Source organism: Microlunatus sp. YIM B11417, from assembly GCF_059617205.1.
Map to the genome: position 1 here is coordinate 62,894 of NZ_JCAMPJ010000011.1, position 15,139 is coordinate 78,032.

The following is a 15,139-nucleotide window of genomic DNA, read 5'->3' on the forward strand; positions in this document are numbered from 1 at the left end:
ACAGGCTCAGGGTACGGCCTGCCGGACCCGTCTCAACCTCCGTTGACATCGGCGTGCGCCTGCTGGAGTTCGGACCGGATGTCCTCGCCTCCCGCCGCCAACCAGTCCTTGACCCCGGCCGCCCAGGCGGACACCGGCTGCTTGCCGAGGATGATCTGGGTGGACAGGTCGTTCAGCGGGCCGTCGATGATCGCGCCCTTCTTGCTCAGCGTGTCGGAGTAGAGCCCGTACGAGGCGTTGGCGACCAGCCGCTTCGCGATCTTCTGCTGGATCTTCTGCTGCTTCTCCGGCACCTCCGGATGGCCGGCCAGGTAGAGCGCCATCGGCGCGTCGCAGACGTACTGCAGGCCGATCCCGGTCTCCAGCACGCCGACCTTGTTCGGGATCGGGTCGGAGCCCTCGAGCGCGTAGTGCCGGCCCTCGACGCCGAACTTGCGGAACAGGTACTCCTGGGTGCCGAACGGTGCGGCCATCCAGTTCGCGATCTTGAGCAGGGTCTCCGGCTCGTGCTTGGTCTGCGCGTTGATCGCCGTGATGTTGTTCAACGCCGCGCCGAGCCACGGGGTGCCCTCGCCGCCGTCGAAGCCCGGTACGTCGAGCATGTTCACCGCGAAGGCGTCGCCCGCCGTGTTGTCGGCGTAGTACTGGTTCCAGGCCACGAAGCTGTCCAGGTCGAAGCTGACGATGCCGCCGTTGAACCACTGCTTGCGGGCGCTCGCGCCGGAGGTGAACGCGTCCGGGTTGACCACACCGGCCTCGACCAGCTTCCGTACCGCCTCGAGGGCGTCGGCGTTGCGCGGATGCTCGTTGGCGCTGGTGAACTTCCCGCCCTCCTCCGCCCACAGGTACGGGATGCCGAGCATCTGCTTGACGTAGTTGGTCGGCGCCGTCGACCAGGCCCAGCGGTTGCCGCGTTGATCGGTCAGCTCGACGCAGAGATCGAGGAACTCCTGGAAGTTCTTCGGCGCCGGATCCTTGATTCCCTTGGCGGCAAGGAGATCCTCGCGATAGAGCGGCAGCGAGGTGCGGGCCATGCCGCGCGGCACCGGAACGCCGTAGATGCCACCGTTGAAGACGCAGCCGCGCCAGTAGACCTCGGGCAGATTGGCCAGGAACGGGTAGTCCTTGACGGCGTCGCCGGACAGGAACTCGGTCAGGTCCCGAGCCTTCGCCTTGAGCAGGCCGGGCAGCTGCGCGGTGCCGGGCGGGATGTTGATCAAGTCCGGCAGGTCGTTGCCGGCCACCCGGGTGGCGAACTTGTCGGCGTACTCGTCGTTGGAGGCCATGCTGATCTCCAGCGGCGAGCCGAGCCGGTTGTTCAGCTCGGTCCAGAACGCGTTGTCCGACGCGGGCGGCGGGATGGCGCCCGGGATGTTGGTCATGAAGGTCACCGGGGTGCCGTCGCCGGGAGCGTCGGTGCTCACCTGCTTGGGCTCGGCCGGGTACGTCCGGTAGCCGGCCAGGACCGTCTCGTCGCCGGGCAGATCGGGCTTCACGCCGTCGTAGGGCTGGTAGGCCGGCAGCTTCACCGCCGCGTTGACCGCCGCGTCGTCTCCGCCGCCGCCCGTCGAGCAGCCGGCCAGGCCGCCGAAGCCCGCCACCCCGACCGTCCCGGCGAGGGCGGCACCACCGCCGAGCAGCCCGCGTCGCGTCAGTCGCGTACGCCCGTGCTGATCCATGTTCCCCATCTCCTTCGTTGGGTCGAGCACCACTCCGCAGGTGCGACGGACTATGACATAGTACGTCCTATGTCTTCAAGCCTGAAGGAAGAGTTGATCTTCGATCCGGCCGGGAGCGGCTATCACACGTACCGGATCCCGGCCCTGGTGGCCGCGGGCGACACGGTGATCGCGTTCGCCGAGGGGCGGGTGAACTCGGGATCCGACACCGGCAAGATCGACCTGGTCTGCCGGCGCTCCACCGACGGCGGCGCCGGCTGGGGCGAGGTCCAGGTGGTGCACTCGACCGACGACGCGACCTGCGGCAACCCGGCCCCGGTGATCGATCCGGCCAGCGGCGACGTCGTGCTGGTGTCGGTCCGCAACCCGGGCGACCTCTCCGAGAAGAAGCTGCACCTGTCTGACCAGGCATATCTGGCCCGCCGCGTGTTCCTCCAACGCAGCAGCGATCTGGGCCGGACCTGGACCGAGCCCGAGGAGATCACCGACGCGGTGAAGCTGAAGAACTGGGGCTGGTACGCGACCGGCCCCTGCCACGGCATCGCGCTCACCCAGGGTCCGCGGGCGGGCCGGCTGCTGATCCCGGCCAACCACACCGTGCTGCCCGAGCCGGACCAGGATCCCGACCCGCGTCAGCGCTACAGCGCCGGCCACTGCATCGTCAGCGACGACGGCGGCCACAGCTGGCGGCTCGGCTTCGTCGATGATCATGTCGACGACGACGACCCGCTGGCGATCAACCCGAACGAGTCCGCCGCGGTCGAACTGGCCGACGGCCGGGTCTACTTCAACACCCGTAACTTCGGCAGCAAGGTCTCCGGCCGGGTGCACGCCTGGTCCGACGACGGCGGCGACACGCTGGACGCCGGCTACCGGCCGGTCCGGGCGACCGTCGCGCCGGACGTGCAGGCGGCCCTGCTCCGCCTGCCGGACGACCGGATCGTGCTGTCCACGCCGCGTTCGGCCGGCCGGCGGATCAGGCTCGGCCTCTATGTCGGCAACGCCGGCGGCACCGGCTGGCGCCGCGGCCCGCTGCTGCACGCCGGGCCGGCCGCCTACTCCGACCTCGCCCTGCTGCCCGGCGAACACCTGGGCGTGCTGTACGAGGCGGGCCGGAAGCGCCCGTACGAAGGGATCCGGCTGGCCCGCGTACCGTTGTCGTCGATCGACGACAGACGATCATGAACGGAGGAACCACGATGACCGGCGGCCCCACCGGTGACCCGAGGCTGCACCTGCACGGCGTGATCCCGCCCCTGGTCACGCCGCTGACCGAGGAAGGCGACGTCGACGCGCGTTCGCTGGCCCGACTGATCGCGTACGTGCTCGAGGCGGGTTCCACCGGCGTCTTCGTCCTCGGCAGCAGCGGCGAGGGCACCTCGCTCTCCGATGATCAACGGGCCCGGGTGCTCGACGTGGCGCGCAGCGAGACCGCGGGCCGGGCGATGCTGCTGGCCGGCACCATCGAGCCGTCCACCAACCGGGTCGCGGACCTGGTCCGGCAGGCCATGAAGTTCAGCGTGGACGGCCTGGTGATCACCGCCCCGTTCTACGTACCGCCGCACCGCAACGAGATCGACCGGCACTACCGCCGGCTCGCCGAGCTGGCCGGCCAGACCCCGGTCTTCGGCTACGACATCCCTTCCCGGGTGAAGCTCAAGCTGGACGGCGAGTTGATCTTGGAACTCGCCGCCGACGGCGTCCTGGCCGGGGTGAAGGACTCCAGCGGTGCCGAGCTGAGCCTGCGCTCGCTGGTGAACGGGCGCCGCGACCGCGGCCTGGACCAGTTCTCGATCATGACCGGCTCGGAGGTGACCGTCGACATCGCGATGCAGCTGGGCGTCGACGGCACGGTGCCGGGACTCGGCAACGTCGATCCGGCCGGCTACGTCCGGATCCTCGCCCAGGTGGCGGCCGGCGACCTGGCCGGCGCCCGGGCCGAACAGGACCGACTGATCAAGCTGTTCGACATCATCAAGGCCGGGGACCGGAGCCGGATCGGCGGAGCCTCGGCGGCGCTCGGCGCGTTCAAGGCCGCGGTCTGGCTGCTCGGCGTGATCGACTGCCCGCGGCTCGCCGAGCCGGCGATCGGTCTGAATGACGCCGAGATCGCCGTGATCCGGGGCAGGATGGAGGCCGCGGGGCTGCTCTGAGCTCCCAGGGAGGAACGATCATGGCCGGTACCGGTTCGACCGCGCGGCGCCCGCGTACGGCGGCGACGAACCAGGAGTTCATCCGGGACGCGGTCAAGGCCTACATCCTCGACCACAACCTCGCCTCCGGCGATCCGCTGCCGACCGAGCAGGAGCTGATGAGCCAACTGGAGGTCGGCCGGCATCCGTTGCGGGAGGCCATGAAGGCGCTGCAGGCCGTCGGCATCATCGAGATCCGGCACGGCTACGGCACCTACGTCGGCACCGTCGGGCTGAAGTCGCTCGAGGACGGCCTGGCCTTCCGGATGTCGCAGTCGATGGCCGGCGACCTGCGCGAGGTACGGGACGTGCTCGCGGTCCGGCAGGCCCTGGAGATCGGGCTGGCCGACGAGGTGGTCGCCCACTTCGCCGGCAGGGATCTCGGCGAGTTGACCGAGATCGTGGAACGGATGGAGACCAAGGCGGCGCGCGGCGAGCCGTTCGCGGACGACGACTGGGACTTCCACCGGGCCCTCTACGAGCCGCTGGGCAACGCGCTGATCCTCGATCTGGTGAGCGTCTTCTGGCGTACCTTCGCCGACGTCAACGCCAGGCTGCCCGGTGATCAGTATCCGCGCGAGGATGCGGCCCGCTGGCACCGCGACCTCCTGAACGCCCTGGCGGCGGGCGATGCCGGACGGTTCGCCTCGGCCATGAAAGATCATTTCGTCGGCATCCGGACCCGATTCGAAAGGTGAACGGAACGGTCATCTTCGCGCCGTAGAGTGTGCGCCGTGACAGACGACGGCTTGGTTGTGGCCGGGGACCTCCGGCTGTTCGTGGCCCGGACCGGAGTGCCGGACGGGCCGCCGGTGATCCTGCTGCACGGGCTCGGTGGTGATCACACGACCTGGGACCGGTTCGCGGAGCGGCTCGGCGACCGCTACCGGGTCCTCGCGGTGGATCAACGCGGGCACGGCGCGAGTGATCATGCCGACGGCTACTCGTTCCGGGCGCTGGGCGAGGACGTCTGGCGGCTGGCCGACGGGCTGGGCCTGGACCGGGTGACCCTGATCGGGCACTCGATGGGCGGCCTGGCGGCGTTGATCGCCGCCCAGCTGCGACCGGACCGGGTGACCGCGCTGGTGGTCGAGGAGGCGCCGCCGCCGGTGCCGCTGGACCGGCCCCCTGTCGAGCCGCCGGAGGAGCCGACGCCGTACGACTTCGCGTTGATCAACCAGCTCCGGGCCGAGCTGCGCTCCCCCGACCCGGCGAACTGGTCCCGGCTGGAGTCGATCACCGCGCCGGTGTTGATCTTGGCCGGCGGACCGGCGAGTGCGTTGCCGCAGGAGGCCCAGGCCGACGTCGCCGGCCGGATCCCGGCGGCGAGCTTCCGTACGCTGCCGTACGGGCACGGGATCCACGCCGACGTCGGTTTCCCGGCCTTCTGCGAAGCCATCGACGAGTTCCTCGGGTCGCGGGTCCATGCGGCTCGATCGTGATCAACTCGCGGAGCTGACGCTGCGCCGCCAGTTCCCCTCCGCGCCGGCCGGACGACCGACCCTGCGCGACCTGCGGACGGTCTTCCGACGGCTCGGGCCGATCCAGTCCCAGGCGCCGCGGGCCCCGTTCCTCGCCGCCGCGAGCCGGCTGCCCGGGCTCGACTACCACACGATCTGTGCCGCCCTGGAGTCGTACCAGCTGGTCAAGACGAGCAATCTGCGCGGCACCGTGCACACCTCGGTGGCCGATCGGTTCGCCCTGCTGGACACCGTCGCGCGGCTGGCCCGGGCGGCCATGATCACCCGGCAACTGGGGTTGCGGAAGGTCGACCCGGCCGACCTCGACGCGGAGCTGGAGGCGTTCTGCAGCGACACCTGGCGGTCCCGGGACGAGATCTGCGCGCACGCCGGGGAGTGGCTTGCGGCCCGCGAACCGGACTTCGCCGGGCTGCGGTCGAGCAGTGACCGCGGCCTGATCTGGGGTCACAGCGGCCTGATCCGGCGGCCCAAGGACGCGGCCTGGGAGAAGCGGACCGACATCTACCACCGCACCGGGGCCGCGGTCCTCGACGAGTGCGCCCCGGTCGATCCCGACGAGGCGCTGGCCGAGTTGATCATCGGCCACTGCACCGCCTACGGCCCCGTACACCGGCGCGACCTCGCCTTCTTCTTCGGCGTCGGGCTGACCCGCGTCGACGCCGCCGTCGACCGGCTCGGCGACACCCTGGTGCAGCACACCGGCCCGGACCACGAGCCGTTGTTCGACCTGGCCCGGCCGCCGCGCGGCGGCGAACCCGACCCCGGCTGCCGCCTGCTCGGCGAATTCGACGGCCTGCTGCTCGGTTTCAGCGGCCCGAACCGGACCCGCTTCTGCACCGAGGAACAACTCGCGGCGATCTGGCGCAAGGCGAACGGCCTCTTCGCCCCGGTCGTGCTCCATGATCAACGCCTGGTCGCCACCTGGCGCACCGTCGCCCGCGGCCGCCGGACCGAGATCGAGATCACCCCGCTCCCCGGCGAAGCCCGCCTGCCCGAGGACCTCGTCGCCGCCCCCGCCCAGGACGTGGCCACCGCCCTCAACCTCGACCTGGCCGACCTCCGCCTCCTCTGAGCCGACCGGTCACAAAAGCAGGCGTTCTGGCGGCGTGTCGCTGCGGAATTGACGTGTCGATCTTGGGGTGGAGTGGGGCGGTCCGGCCGTCGGGCGGCCAGGGCGCGCCGGAGGGTGCGAGCCGGAGGACGGTCGGCCCCAGCCAGCCGGAGGGCTCTGGCGATCGACCCCAGCCAGCCGGAAGACCAACCGACCGACCCTGCAGAACCGAAGCAGTGCCCACTCGGAAACGCCCGTACGGGGCCGGCCCACAGCAGACGCTCGGACGTGGCCCGCAGCGCGGTCCGAAGGGGCGCACGGCCGAAGCTTCTGCCGTTGAGTACCAGCCACCTGCACAACGGCCCGCATCGAGTGGACACTTTGACCGGCCCACAGGCCAGAGGGTGAGTTAAGTGCCCACTCGATGAAGCCGGATCGTCGATCAGCGGGAGATCTTGCGGTGAGGACCCGGGGAGACGTCCTGGCAGGCAACCTCCGCCTCCTCCAAACGCCGACCGATCACAACCGCGGGTGTTTCGCGGCGTGTCGCAGCAGTTGTGACCTGTCAACTCTTCGGCCCGGAGCGGGGCCCCAGCGACCCGGCGGTCTCCGCCAACTTCGCCGAGTGTGAGGTTACGAACCGCTGAAACCGATTTCAAGCGGTCGCAACCTCACACTCGGCGGGTCAGTGGACGAGGATGCGGAGTTCGGGGGTCGGGGAGGTGATCAGCTCGACTTCGCCGCCGATCGGGAGGGTCGCCAGCGGGTAGGTGTGGCCGAAGTCGAGGTTGGCCAGGACGGGGAGGCCGGACAGGGCGGGTTGCCGGCGGAGGATCTCGGCGAGAATCTCGCGGGACACCTCGCTGCTGGACTGGAACCGGCCGATCAGCAGGCCGCGCAGGCCGGCGGCGTCGGGTTGCTGGAGCAGGGAGGTGAGGTCGCGGGCGAACTCGTGCGGGTTGGTCAGGTAGTCGTCCTCGACCGCAAGGACGGCGCCGTCGAGGCTCGGCCACCAGGCCGTGCCCTGGAGCAGGTTCAGCGTGCACAGGTTGCCGCCGACCAGGCGGCCCCGGGCGGTGCCGGGGGTCATCGTCCACCAGCCGTCGGTGGTCCGGACCGTGCGCTCGTCCTGATCGAGGAACCAGAGGTCGTCGGTCCAGGAGTCCGCCGCCTTGATCAGGTACGGTTCGTCGGCCAGACAGGCCTGCCGGAACCAGCTGACGGTCGGCTCGAGATGATCACGCATGCCGAAGGTCGACCAGTGCGGGCCGGAGTACGTGATCAGTCCGGCCCGGGCCAGGATCGCGTTCTGCACCGCGGTGATGTCGGAGTAGCCGCTGAAGATCTTGGGGTTCGCGGCGATCAGCTCCCAGTCCAGGTACGGCAGCAGCTCGTTGCTGTTGAAGCCGCCGATCACGGTCAGGATGCCGCGCACCTCGGGATCGGCGAAGGCGTCGTGCAGGTCCTCGACCCTGGACTCGATCGCACTGGAGTCGAAGGCGTCCCGTTCGTCGACGTGCCGGCCGAAGGTGACCCGCAGGCCGAGCTCGGCGAACCGGCGCTCGATCAGCGCGGAATGATCGTGGTCAAGGACGAACGCGCGGCTCCGCGCCGGAGCGACCACCCGCACGGTGTCGCCCGGGTTCAGCTTCGCCGCCACAAGGGTCTCCACGGGCTCCAGCCTGCACCACGCGTCAAGCCGTTTCCGCGGCAGGATTCCCCGGCTTCGCCCCGGTTCCGGAGCTCCTCCGCCGCTGCCGCTTGCCGCGGGCCAGTTCGGTCGCCAGCGCGTCCAACGGCTGCGCGAACTGATCATGGAACTGGGCCAGCCAGCCGTGCAGTTCGTCCAGCGCGGGGAGGTTCACCGCGTAGATCCGGCGGGTGCCGTCGACCCGTACCGTCACCAGGTCGGTGTCCCGGAGCACCTTGAGGTGCTGCGAGGTGGCCGGCTGCGAGATCCCGAAGCGGTCCCGGGCCGCCTCGGCCAACTCGCCGGCGGTCCGGTCGCCGCGGCCGAGCAGCTCGAGGAGGTGCCGGCGCACCGGGTCCGCCAGGGTTTCGAAGATCGCCATGATCAACCGGGCCGGGTCACGACTCGGCCGTGTACGCGGCCGCCGTCCGGTCGGCCGCCGCCGCGGCAAGCTTCGCGTCCTCGCCGCCCGCCACCGCCGCCCGGCCCCAGTCGGCGCTGGACCGCCGGATGGCGTCCCGGCCGTCCGGGGTCGAGGTCCACTCCTGCTCGATCACCGTCGCGCCGGTCCGGAGATGCTCGTGCAGCCCGACCAGGCCGATGTCCCAGCCCACTCCCCCGGCGCCCGGGCCGTACGTCTGCCAGCCGTCGTCGTCCGGCTGCTCGTGCCGCAGTTCGATCATGGTCCGGCCGCCCGGCTCGGCGGACAGCCGGACCTCGACCCAGGAGAGGTCGCCCTCGTACTCCCAGGTCACCTTGATCAACTCCGGCGCCCGGCAGGCCTCGATCACCCCGCCCGCATTGCCCTCGAACTGGTACCGGCCGCCGGGCCGCAGGTCCCCGCTGACCGGCAGGAACCAGCGCGGCAGCCGCTCCGCGTTGGTGCAGGCGTCCCAGACCTGGTCGAGGTCGGCGTCGTAGCGGCGTCGCATGATCACGATCTTGGTCGGCTCACCGTCCCGTTCGCCGCTGATCACCTGGCGTTCGACCAGGTCGATCAGGTCCAGGGCGTTGATCACTGCTGCTCCTCCGGGACGGTGGTGTAGAACGCGAGCACCGCCTCCGCCGCCGCCCGCGCCTCCGCGGGATCAGTGCCGTCCGCGATGTCGGCCCGGGCCCAGTCGTCGGCGGCGTAGCGGTGGAACTCCAACCCCTCCGGTGTGGTGGGCCAGGTGAAGGCATCGACCGGCCGGTCGGCGCCGGACTCGAGGTGGAGCCCGAGACCCAGGAACGCGCCGTCCCAGCCGACGCCGACCGCGCCCGGCCCGTACTGCTTGGCGAACTCGGGGTCGACGTGCGCCTCGTGGATCAACTCGACCGACGTCCGGTCGCCGTCCGGGCTGAGCTTGATCTCCAGCCAGGACACCTGATCGCCGAACTCCCAGGTGGTCTTGATCAACTCCGGCTGCCGGCAGGTCTCCACGACCCCGCCGGCGTTGCCCTCGAACTGGTACCGCCCGCCGACCGTGAGCTCGCCGGACACCGGCAGGAACCAGCGCGGCAGCCGCTCGGCACTGGTCAGCGCGTCCCAGACGTCAGCCTGCTCGGCCGGGAAGTCCCGGCGGGCGATCGCGATCTTGGTCGGCTTGCCGTCCCGCTCCCCGGTCCTGACCTCACGGGTCACCGCCTTGGCGTGTTCCAACGGGTTCATCCGAGCCCCTTTCCTAAGTTAGACCTTATATAAGCTCACACTAAAGCACGATCTGGATAGGGTGCAAGCCATGAAGGTTCTGGTGACGGGCGGGGCCGGCTACATCGGCTCTCATGTGGTGAGGCTGCTGCAGCAACGCGACGACACGGTGATCGTGGTCGACGACCTGAGCACCGGGGTGGCCGAGAACGTCGGCACGGCGGCCCTGGTCCACCTCGACCTCTCGGTGCCGGAATCGGTCGAGAAGCTCGAATCCGTGCTCACCGAGTACGCGGTCGACGCCGTCATCCACATCGCGGCGAAGAAGCAGGTCGGCGAATCGGTGGAGCGGCCGGCCTGGTACTACCAGCAGAACGTCGGCGGCTTCGGGCACCTGCTGCAGGCGATGCAGGCGGCCGGCGTGAACAAGATGATGTTCTCCTCCTCCGCCGCCACCTATGGCAAGGCCGACGTGCCGGCCGGGCAGTTGGTCACCGAGACGACGGCACCGCAGCCGATCAGCCCGTACGGCGAGACGAAGCTGGTCTGCGAGTGGATGATGCGGGCGGCGGGCGTCTCCTGGGGCCTGCGCGGCGTCGGGCTGCGCTATTTCAATGTGGCCGGCACCGGCTGGCCGGAACTCGGCGACCCGACCGTGCTCAACCTCATTCCACTGGCCCTGCGGTCGCTCACCGCGGGCGAGCGGCCCAAGGTGTTCGGCAACGACTACCCCACCCCGGACGGCACCGGCATCCGCGACTACGTGCACGTCCTGGACCTGGCCGATGCCCACCTGGCCGCACTGGACTACCTGGAACGCGACGAGCGCCCGTACGACATCTTCAACGTGGGCACCGGCCACGGGTCCTCGGTGCTCGAGGTGCTGGCCGAGATCGGCCGCTCCTCCGGCTATGCGATCGACCCGGAGATCGTGACCCGCCGGCCCGGCGACCCGGCCGAGGTCGTCGCCGACGTGAGCCGGATCAAGGAGGCCCTCGGCTGGACCTCTCGGCACACCCTGGCCGAGATGACCGACTCCGCCTGGACCGCCTGGGAGCTCACCCACGGCGAGCCGAAGGTCGCCCCGACCGGAACCGGCCGGGCCACGCCGGCCCACCGTTGATCATGAACGACTCGATGATCATGGATGAGACGTTGATCATCCAGGTGGAGGAACTGCTGGCCGGACCACGGCCGGTCCCGATCGTCCTCGCCGGTGACCCGGTGCTGCGCCGGCCCGCCGCCGACTACCAGGGACAGCTTCCGACACCGTTGCTCGCCGATCTGCTGGCAGCGATGCGGGAGACCATGCGGGCCGCGCCCGGCGTCGGCCTGGCCGCGCCGCAGATCGGCCTGGGCCTGCGGATCGCGGTGATCGAGGACGATGCCGACCTGCCCGAGGAGGTCACGACGGCGCTCGACCGGCGGCCGCTGCCGTACCAGGTGATCATCAATCCGACCTACACGCCGCTCGACGATGATCACGCCGAGCACTACGAGGGCTGCCTCTCGGTGCCCGGCTACCGCGCCGTGACGGCCCGGCACCGCCGGGTCCGACTGACCCATCTCGATGATCAACTCGTCCCGCGCGAGCAGGAGTTCACCGGCTGGGCGGCCCGGATCGTCCAGCACGAGACCGATCACCTGAACGGGACTCTCTATCTGGACAAGGCCGACCTGCGTTCGCTGAGCTTCACCGGCTCCTGATCACTCGGCAACAGGCTGGTCCGGTTCCGGTACGTCGAGCCGGGCCAGCATCCGCTTGAGCATCCGGTTCAGCGACGCCAGTTCCTTGCGGGACAGGGCCGCGGCCATCTCGTCCTCCCGCTGGCCGCGCAGGTCCATCGCACGTCGCCACAGGTCGGCACCGGACCGGGTCACCTCGACGTCCAGCCGGCGACGGTCCGTACCACCGGGAACCCGCTGCACGTAGCCCGCCTGCTCCAGCTTGGCCAGCCGGCCGGTCATCCCGGCCGGGGAGATGCCCAGGTCCTCGGCCAGCCGGGACGGCGAGGCGCGGCCGGGCGTCTCCCTGATCATCAGGGTGTGCAGCGTCGCGTACTCGGCGAGTTCGAGGCCGACCCGCGCCGCCGCCTCGGCCTTGTAGTCGGTCAGCCGCCCGGCGATCAACTGGATCCGGTAGATCGCCGCCTCCACCTCGTCGTCGAACGGCACGTCGATCCAGTGGTTGCGCCACCGTTGCACGTGGCGGTCGGCCGCATCGTCAGGCATGGCCCCAGCATAGTGATATTTCGTTGACAAAATATTTGCCAGCGAACTACTTTGGCATACGTGCACGAGAGCAACGCGAGCCCGCTGACGTCGATCCCGTTCCGCTGGCTGCTCGGCGGGACGACGATCCAGTCGCTCGGCGCGGGCATCGCGCCGGTCGCCCTGGCCTTCGCCGTCCTCGACCTCGGCGGGTCGGCCCAGGAACTCGGCCTGGTCATCGCCCTGTACGCGGCCGCGGACGTGCTCACCTCCCTGTTCGGCGGCTGGCTCGGCGACCGGATCCCGCGCAGCCGGCTGGTCGCCCTGGCCACCGCCGGCAACGGGCTGATCCAGCTGATCGCCGCGGCCGGCCTGATCGGCGGCTGGGCGACGATCCCGCTGCTCGGAGTGCTCGGCGCCGCCGGCGGCTGCGCGACCGCACTCGCGGTGCCGAGCTCGCGGGCCCTGATCGGCCAGACCGTCGAGGACCACCAACTCTCGGGCGCGGTCGCCGGCCGCCGGCTCGGCCAGAACGTCGGCATGATCCTCGGCACCGGGCTGGCCGGGATGCTGGTGGTCTGGATCGGCTCCGGCTGGGCGCTCGCCGTCGATGCCGCGGCGCTCGGGATCGCCGCCTGGTGTTTCGCCCGGCTCCGCGCCGAACGCCCCGCCGGCTCCGTCGACGAGTCGATGCTGCGCGGCCTGGCCGGCGGCGCCCGGGAGGTGTTCCGGCACGCCTGGCTGTGGCTGCTGTTGCTGCAGGCGTTGATCTACCACCTCTTCTTCGGCGGTGCCCAGGCGGTGCTCGGCCCGATCGTCATCGGCGAGACGCTCGGCCGCGAGGCGTGGGGCTGGGGCCTGGCCGCGATGATGACCGGTTTCGTCACCGGCGGCCTGGTCAGCCTGCGCTGGCGGCCGCAGCGTCCGCTGCTGGTGGGAGTCGTGCTGCTCACGCTGACCGCGGCGTTCCCGATCGCGATGGCGTACGCGACCCCGACCGCCGCCGGGCTCGCCGTACTGCTGGCCGGTGCCTTCGCGCACGGGTTCGGGCTGGAGATCTTCAGCGTCGGCTGGGACCTGTCGATCCAGCAGAACATCGCCGAGGACAAGCTGGCCCGGGTGTACGCACTGGACCAGGTCGGCTCCTTCGTCGCCCGGCCGGTCGGGCTGGCACTCACCGCGCCGGTCGCGGCACTGACCGGCTTCCGGCCCTGGCTGGTCGTGGTCGGGGTCGTCATCGTGGCCAGTTGCCTGGCCGCGCTGGCCGTACCGTCGGTGCGCAGGTTGCGCCGCCGCAGCGGCACCGGTGAGGTCACGGAAGCACGGCTGTAACCGGTTCGTCACGCGATGGTCGAATCTGAAACTGCCGTGTAACAACGCGACGCGCCCTCTGCAATATCCGCGCCTCAGAGTCGGGGCCAGGACTTTCCAGCTTCTTCACCGAAGGAATCTCCATGACTCCACTCGAACTGAATTCGGGCGACACGGCCTGGATTCTCACCTCCGCGGCCCTGGTGTTGCTGATGACGCCAGGCCTCGCGCTCTTCTACGGCGGCATGGTCCGCGCGAAGAGCGTGCTCAACATGATGATGATGAGCTTCGGCGCGCTGGCACTGATCTCGGTGCTCTGGGTGCTGTACGGCTACTCCATCGCGTTCGGCAACGACGTGGGCCTCGGCCTGCTCGGCAACCCGATCGAGTACCTCGGCCTGAACGGGCTGATGGCCGACGATCCGGACGCCTCGCTGCCGGCCATGGCGTTCGTCGGGTTCCAGGCGGTCTTCGCCATCATCACCGCGGCCCTGATCTCCGGCGCGATCGCCGACCGGGCCAAGTTCGGCACCTGGATGATCTTCATCGGCATCTGGGTGACTCTGGTCTACTTCCCGATCGCGCACTGGGTGTTCGCGTTCACCAGCGACGACGGCTCCGTCGTCGGCGGCTGGATCGCCAACAACCTGGCCGCGATCGACTTCGCCGGCGGCACCGCCGTGCACATCAACGCCGGGGCGGCGGGTCTCGCCCTGGCCCTGGTGCTGGGCAAGCGGATCGGCTTCGGCAAGGAGCCGATGCGGCCGCACAACCTGACCCTGGTCATGATCGGCGCGGGCCTGCTCTGGTTCGGCTGGTTCGGCTTCAACGCCGGTTCCGCGGTCGCCGCGGACAACACCGCCTCCGTGGTCTGGGTGAACACCCTGGTCGCGACCGCCGCCGGAACGCTCGGCTGGCTGCTCACCGAACGGATCCGGGACGGCAAGCCGACCTCGCTCGGCGCCGCCTCCGGTGTGGTCGCCGGCCTGGTCGCGATCACCCCGGCCTGCTCCGCGGTCTCGCCGATCGGCGCGATCATCATCGGGGCGATCGCCGGCGTGCTGTGCGCCCTCGCGGTCGGGCTGAAGTACAAGCTCGGCTACGACGACTCGCTCGACGTGGTCGGCGTGCACCTGGTGGCCGGACTCTGGGGCACCATCGCGATCGGCTTCTTCCTCACCAACGCCGCTCCCGCCGGTGCTCCCACCGAAGACAATCCGGCCGGGACCAACGGCCTCTTCTACGGCGGCGGTTTCGATCAGCTCTGGCGCCAGGTCGTCGGTGCCGTGGCGGTGCTGGTGGTCAGCTTCGTGATCACGTACCTGATCGGTTTGATCTTGCAGAAGACGATCGGCTTCCGGGTCGACAAGGAGAGCGAGCTGGACGGCGTCGACAGCAGCGAGCACGCCGAGACCGCGTACGATCTCGGCACGCTGGGTGCCACCCGCCGGGGTGGGCTTGGCACCACGACCCGTCCGGCCGAGCCGGCCGAGGCGACCGGTAACGGCGTCGACAGCAAGTCATCCGAGGAGGTGTCGGCATGAAGTTGATCACCGCGATCATCAAGCCCCACATGCTGGACGAGGTGAAGGCCGCCCTGGAATCCTTCGGGATCGAAGGGATGACCGTCAGCGAAGCCAGCGGGTTCGGGCGGCAGCGTGGACACACCGAGGTCTATCGGGGGGCGGAGTACACCGTCGACCTGGTGCCCAAGGTGAGACTTGAGGTGCTCGTGGACGACGAGGATGCCGGTGACATCATCGACGTCCTGGTCAAGAGCGCACGGACCGGCCGCATCGGTGACGGCAAGGTCTGGTCCGTTCCGGTCGAGGACGTGGTCCGCGTCCGGACGGGCGAGCGCGGGCTGGACGCGCTCTGAAGCGTGACCTGACCA

General features: G+C 70.2%; 16 protein-coding genes. 10 read left to right on the forward strand and 6 right to left on the reverse strand.

Going from position 1 to position 15,139, the window contains the following annotated elements; translation table 11 throughout:
• Window positions 1–32: 32 nt before the first annotated feature.
• Window positions 33–1,679 carry an extracellular solute-binding protein gene (locus tag AC6CCG_RS30790; protein ID WP_496658643.1) on the reverse strand — a complete coding sequence of 549 codons (1,647 nt, stop codon included), beginning with the start codon at window positions 1,677–1,679 and terminating at the stop codon, window positions 33–35.
• Between the two features lie 69 nt (window positions 1,680–1,748).
• Between AC6CCG_RS30790 and AC6CCG_RS30795 the strand changes: the two genes are divergently transcribed.
• From AC6CCG_RS30795 to AC6CCG_RS30815, 5 genes are read left to right on the forward strand one after another with little or no spacing between them, the layout of a single operon-like run.
• On the forward strand, window positions 1,749–2,864 hold the full coding sequence (locus AC6CCG_RS30795; protein ID WP_496658644.1) for a sialidase family protein: 1,116 nt from the start codon (window positions 1,749–1,751) through the stop codon (window positions 2,862–2,864).
• Between the two features lie 14 nt (window positions 2,865–2,878).
• Window positions 2,879–3,832 (forward strand): dihydrodipicolinate synthase family protein, encoded by a 954-nt coding sequence (locus AC6CCG_RS30800; RefSeq protein ID WP_496658645.1) that lies wholly within the window; start codon window positions 2,879–2,881, stop codon window positions 3,830–3,832.
• A 20-nt stretch (window positions 3,833–3,852) separates the two neighbouring features.
• Window positions 3,853–4,569 (forward strand): FadR/GntR family transcriptional regulator, encoded by a 717-nt coding sequence (locus tag AC6CCG_RS30805; protein WP_496658646.1) that lies wholly within the window; start codon window positions 3,853–3,855, stop codon window positions 4,567–4,569.
• Window positions 4,570–4,605: 36 nt separating this feature from the next.
• Entirely contained in the window at window positions 4,606–5,313 is a 708-nt protein-coding gene (locus AC6CCG_RS30810) for an alpha/beta fold hydrolase (protein ID WP_496658647.1), read from the forward strand.
• Window positions 5,297–6,424: a DNA glycosylase AlkZ-like family protein gene (locus tag AC6CCG_RS30815; protein ID WP_496658648.1), complete on the forward strand. Its 1,128-nt coding sequence runs from the start codon at window positions 5,297–5,299 to the stop codon at window positions 6,422–6,424. Before AC6CCG_RS30810 ends, AC6CCG_RS30815 begins: the two co-directional genes overlap by 17 nt.
• A gap of 664 nt (window positions 6,425–7,088) precedes the next feature.
• On the opposite strand, the gene AC6CCG_RS30820 is transcribed toward AC6CCG_RS30815, so the two are convergent.
• Genes AC6CCG_RS30820 through AC6CCG_RS30835 form a run of 4 tightly spaced genes read right to left on the reverse strand, consistent with a single transcriptional unit; the run spans window position 7,089 to window position 9,744 of the window.
• On the reverse strand, window positions 7,089–8,075 hold the full coding sequence (locus AC6CCG_RS30820; protein WP_496658649.1) for a S66 family peptidase: 987 nt from the start codon (window positions 8,073–8,075) through the stop codon (window positions 7,089–7,091).
• Between the two features lie 22 nt (window positions 8,076–8,097).
• On the reverse strand, window positions 8,098–8,475 hold the full coding sequence (locus AC6CCG_RS30825; RefSeq protein WP_496658650.1) for an ArsR/SmtB family transcription factor: 378 nt from the start codon (window positions 8,473–8,475) through the stop codon (window positions 8,098–8,100).
• Window positions 8,476–8,491: 16 nt separating this feature from the next.
• Window positions 8,492–9,112 (reverse strand): SRPBCC family protein, encoded by a 621-nt coding sequence (locus AC6CCG_RS30830; RefSeq protein ID WP_496658651.1) that lies wholly within the window; start codon window positions 9,110–9,112, stop codon window positions 8,492–8,494.
• Complete coding sequence (locus AC6CCG_RS30835; protein WP_496658653.1) at window positions 9,109–9,744, reverse strand: SRPBCC family protein; 636 nt, start codon at window positions 9,742–9,744, stop codon at window positions 9,109–9,111. Before AC6CCG_RS30835 ends, AC6CCG_RS30830 begins: the two co-directional genes overlap by 4 nt.
• A 70-nt stretch (window positions 9,745–9,814) precedes the next feature.
• Here AC6CCG_RS30835 and galE point away from each other — a divergent pair, with 70 nt between their 5' ends.
• Both galE and AC6CCG_RS30845 read left to right on the forward strand, forming a co-directional pair.
• On the forward strand, window positions 9,815–10,846 hold the full coding sequence (gene galE, locus AC6CCG_RS30840; RefSeq protein ID WP_496658654.1) for a UDP-glucose 4-epimerase GalE: 1,032 nt from the start codon (window positions 9,815–9,817) through the stop codon (window positions 10,844–10,846).
• A gap of 14 nt (window positions 10,847–10,860) precedes the next feature.
• Entirely contained in the window at window positions 10,861–11,430 is a 570-nt protein-coding gene (locus tag AC6CCG_RS30845) for a peptide deformylase (protein WP_496658655.1), read from the forward strand.
• Here AC6CCG_RS30845 and AC6CCG_RS30850 read toward each other — a convergent pair whose 3' ends face one another.
• The gene (locus tag AC6CCG_RS30850) at window positions 11,431–11,955 is read right to left on the reverse strand and encodes a MarR family winged helix-turn-helix transcriptional regulator (protein ID WP_496658656.1); all 525 of its coding nucleotides are present in this window, start codon (window positions 11,953–11,955) and stop codon (window positions 11,431–11,433) included.
• Window positions 11,956–12,015: 60 nt separating this feature from the next.
• Between AC6CCG_RS30850 and AC6CCG_RS30855 the strand changes: the two genes are divergently transcribed.
• The 3 genes from AC6CCG_RS30855 (at window position 12,016) to AC6CCG_RS30865 (ending at window position 15,124) form a co-directional block, all read left to right on the forward strand.
• Window positions 12,016–13,266 (forward strand): MFS transporter, encoded by a 1,251-nt coding sequence (locus AC6CCG_RS30855; protein WP_496658657.1) that lies wholly within the window; start codon window positions 12,016–12,018, stop codon window positions 13,264–13,266.
• Window positions 13,267–13,388: 122 nt separating this feature from the next.
• Window positions 13,389–14,789, forward strand: a complete 1,401-nt coding sequence (locus AC6CCG_RS30860; RefSeq protein WP_496658658.1) for an ammonium transporter — start codon at window positions 13,389–13,391, stop codon at window positions 14,787–14,789.
• Window positions 14,786–15,124, forward strand: coding sequence for a P-II family nitrogen regulator (locus AC6CCG_RS30865; RefSeq protein ID WP_152362723.1), 339 nt, complete (start codon window positions 14,786–14,788; stop codon window positions 15,122–15,124). Before AC6CCG_RS30860 ends, AC6CCG_RS30865 begins: the two co-directional genes overlap by 4 nt.
• The last annotated feature ends 15 nt before the right edge of the window (window positions 15,125–15,139 follow it).

Coding starts and splice junctions, on each gene's coding strand:
- AC6CCG_RS30790 (WP_496658643.1), bottom strand. CDS start 1,679: ATGGATCAGCACGGGCGTACGCGACTGACGCGACGCGGGCTGCTCGGC.
- AC6CCG_RS30805 (WP_496658646.1), top strand. CDS start 3,853: ATGGCCGGTACCGGTTCGACCGCGCGGCGCCCGCGTACGGCGGCGACG.
- AC6CCG_RS30795 (WP_496658644.1), top strand. CDS start 1,749: ATGTCTTCAAGCCTGAAGGAAGAGTTGATCTTCGATCCGGCCGGGAGC.
- AC6CCG_RS30845 (WP_496658655.1), top strand. CDS start 10,861: ATGATCATGGATGAGACGTTGATCATCCAGGTGGAGGAACTGCTGGCC.
- AC6CCG_RS30860 (WP_496658658.1), top strand. CDS start 13,389: ATGACTCCACTCGAACTGAATTCGGGCGACACGGCCTGGATTCTCACC.
- AC6CCG_RS30850 (WP_496658656.1), bottom strand. CDS start 11,955: ATGCCTGACGATGCGGCCGACCGCCACGTGCAACGGTGGCGCAACCAC.
- AC6CCG_RS30865 (WP_152362723.1), top strand. CDS start 14,786: ATGAAGTTGATCACCGCGATCATCAAGCCCCACATGCTGGACGAGGTG.
- AC6CCG_RS30815 (WP_496658648.1), top strand. CDS start 5,297: ATGCGGCTCGATCGTGATCAACTCGCGGAGCTGACGCTGCGCCGCCAG.
- AC6CCG_RS30835 (WP_496658653.1), bottom strand. CDS start 9,744: ATGAACCCGTTGGAACACGCCAAGGCGGTGACCCGTGAGGTCAGGACC.
- AC6CCG_RS30800 (WP_496658645.1), top strand. CDS start 2,879: ATGACCGGCGGCCCCACCGGTGACCCGAGGCTGCACCTGCACGGCGTG.
- galE (WP_496658654.1), top strand. CDS start 9,815: ATGAAGGTTCTGGTGACGGGCGGGGCCGGCTACATCGGCTCTCATGTG.
- AC6CCG_RS30825 (WP_496658650.1), bottom strand. CDS start 8,475: ATGGCGATCTTCGAAACCCTGGCGGACCCGGTGCGCCGGCACCTCCTC.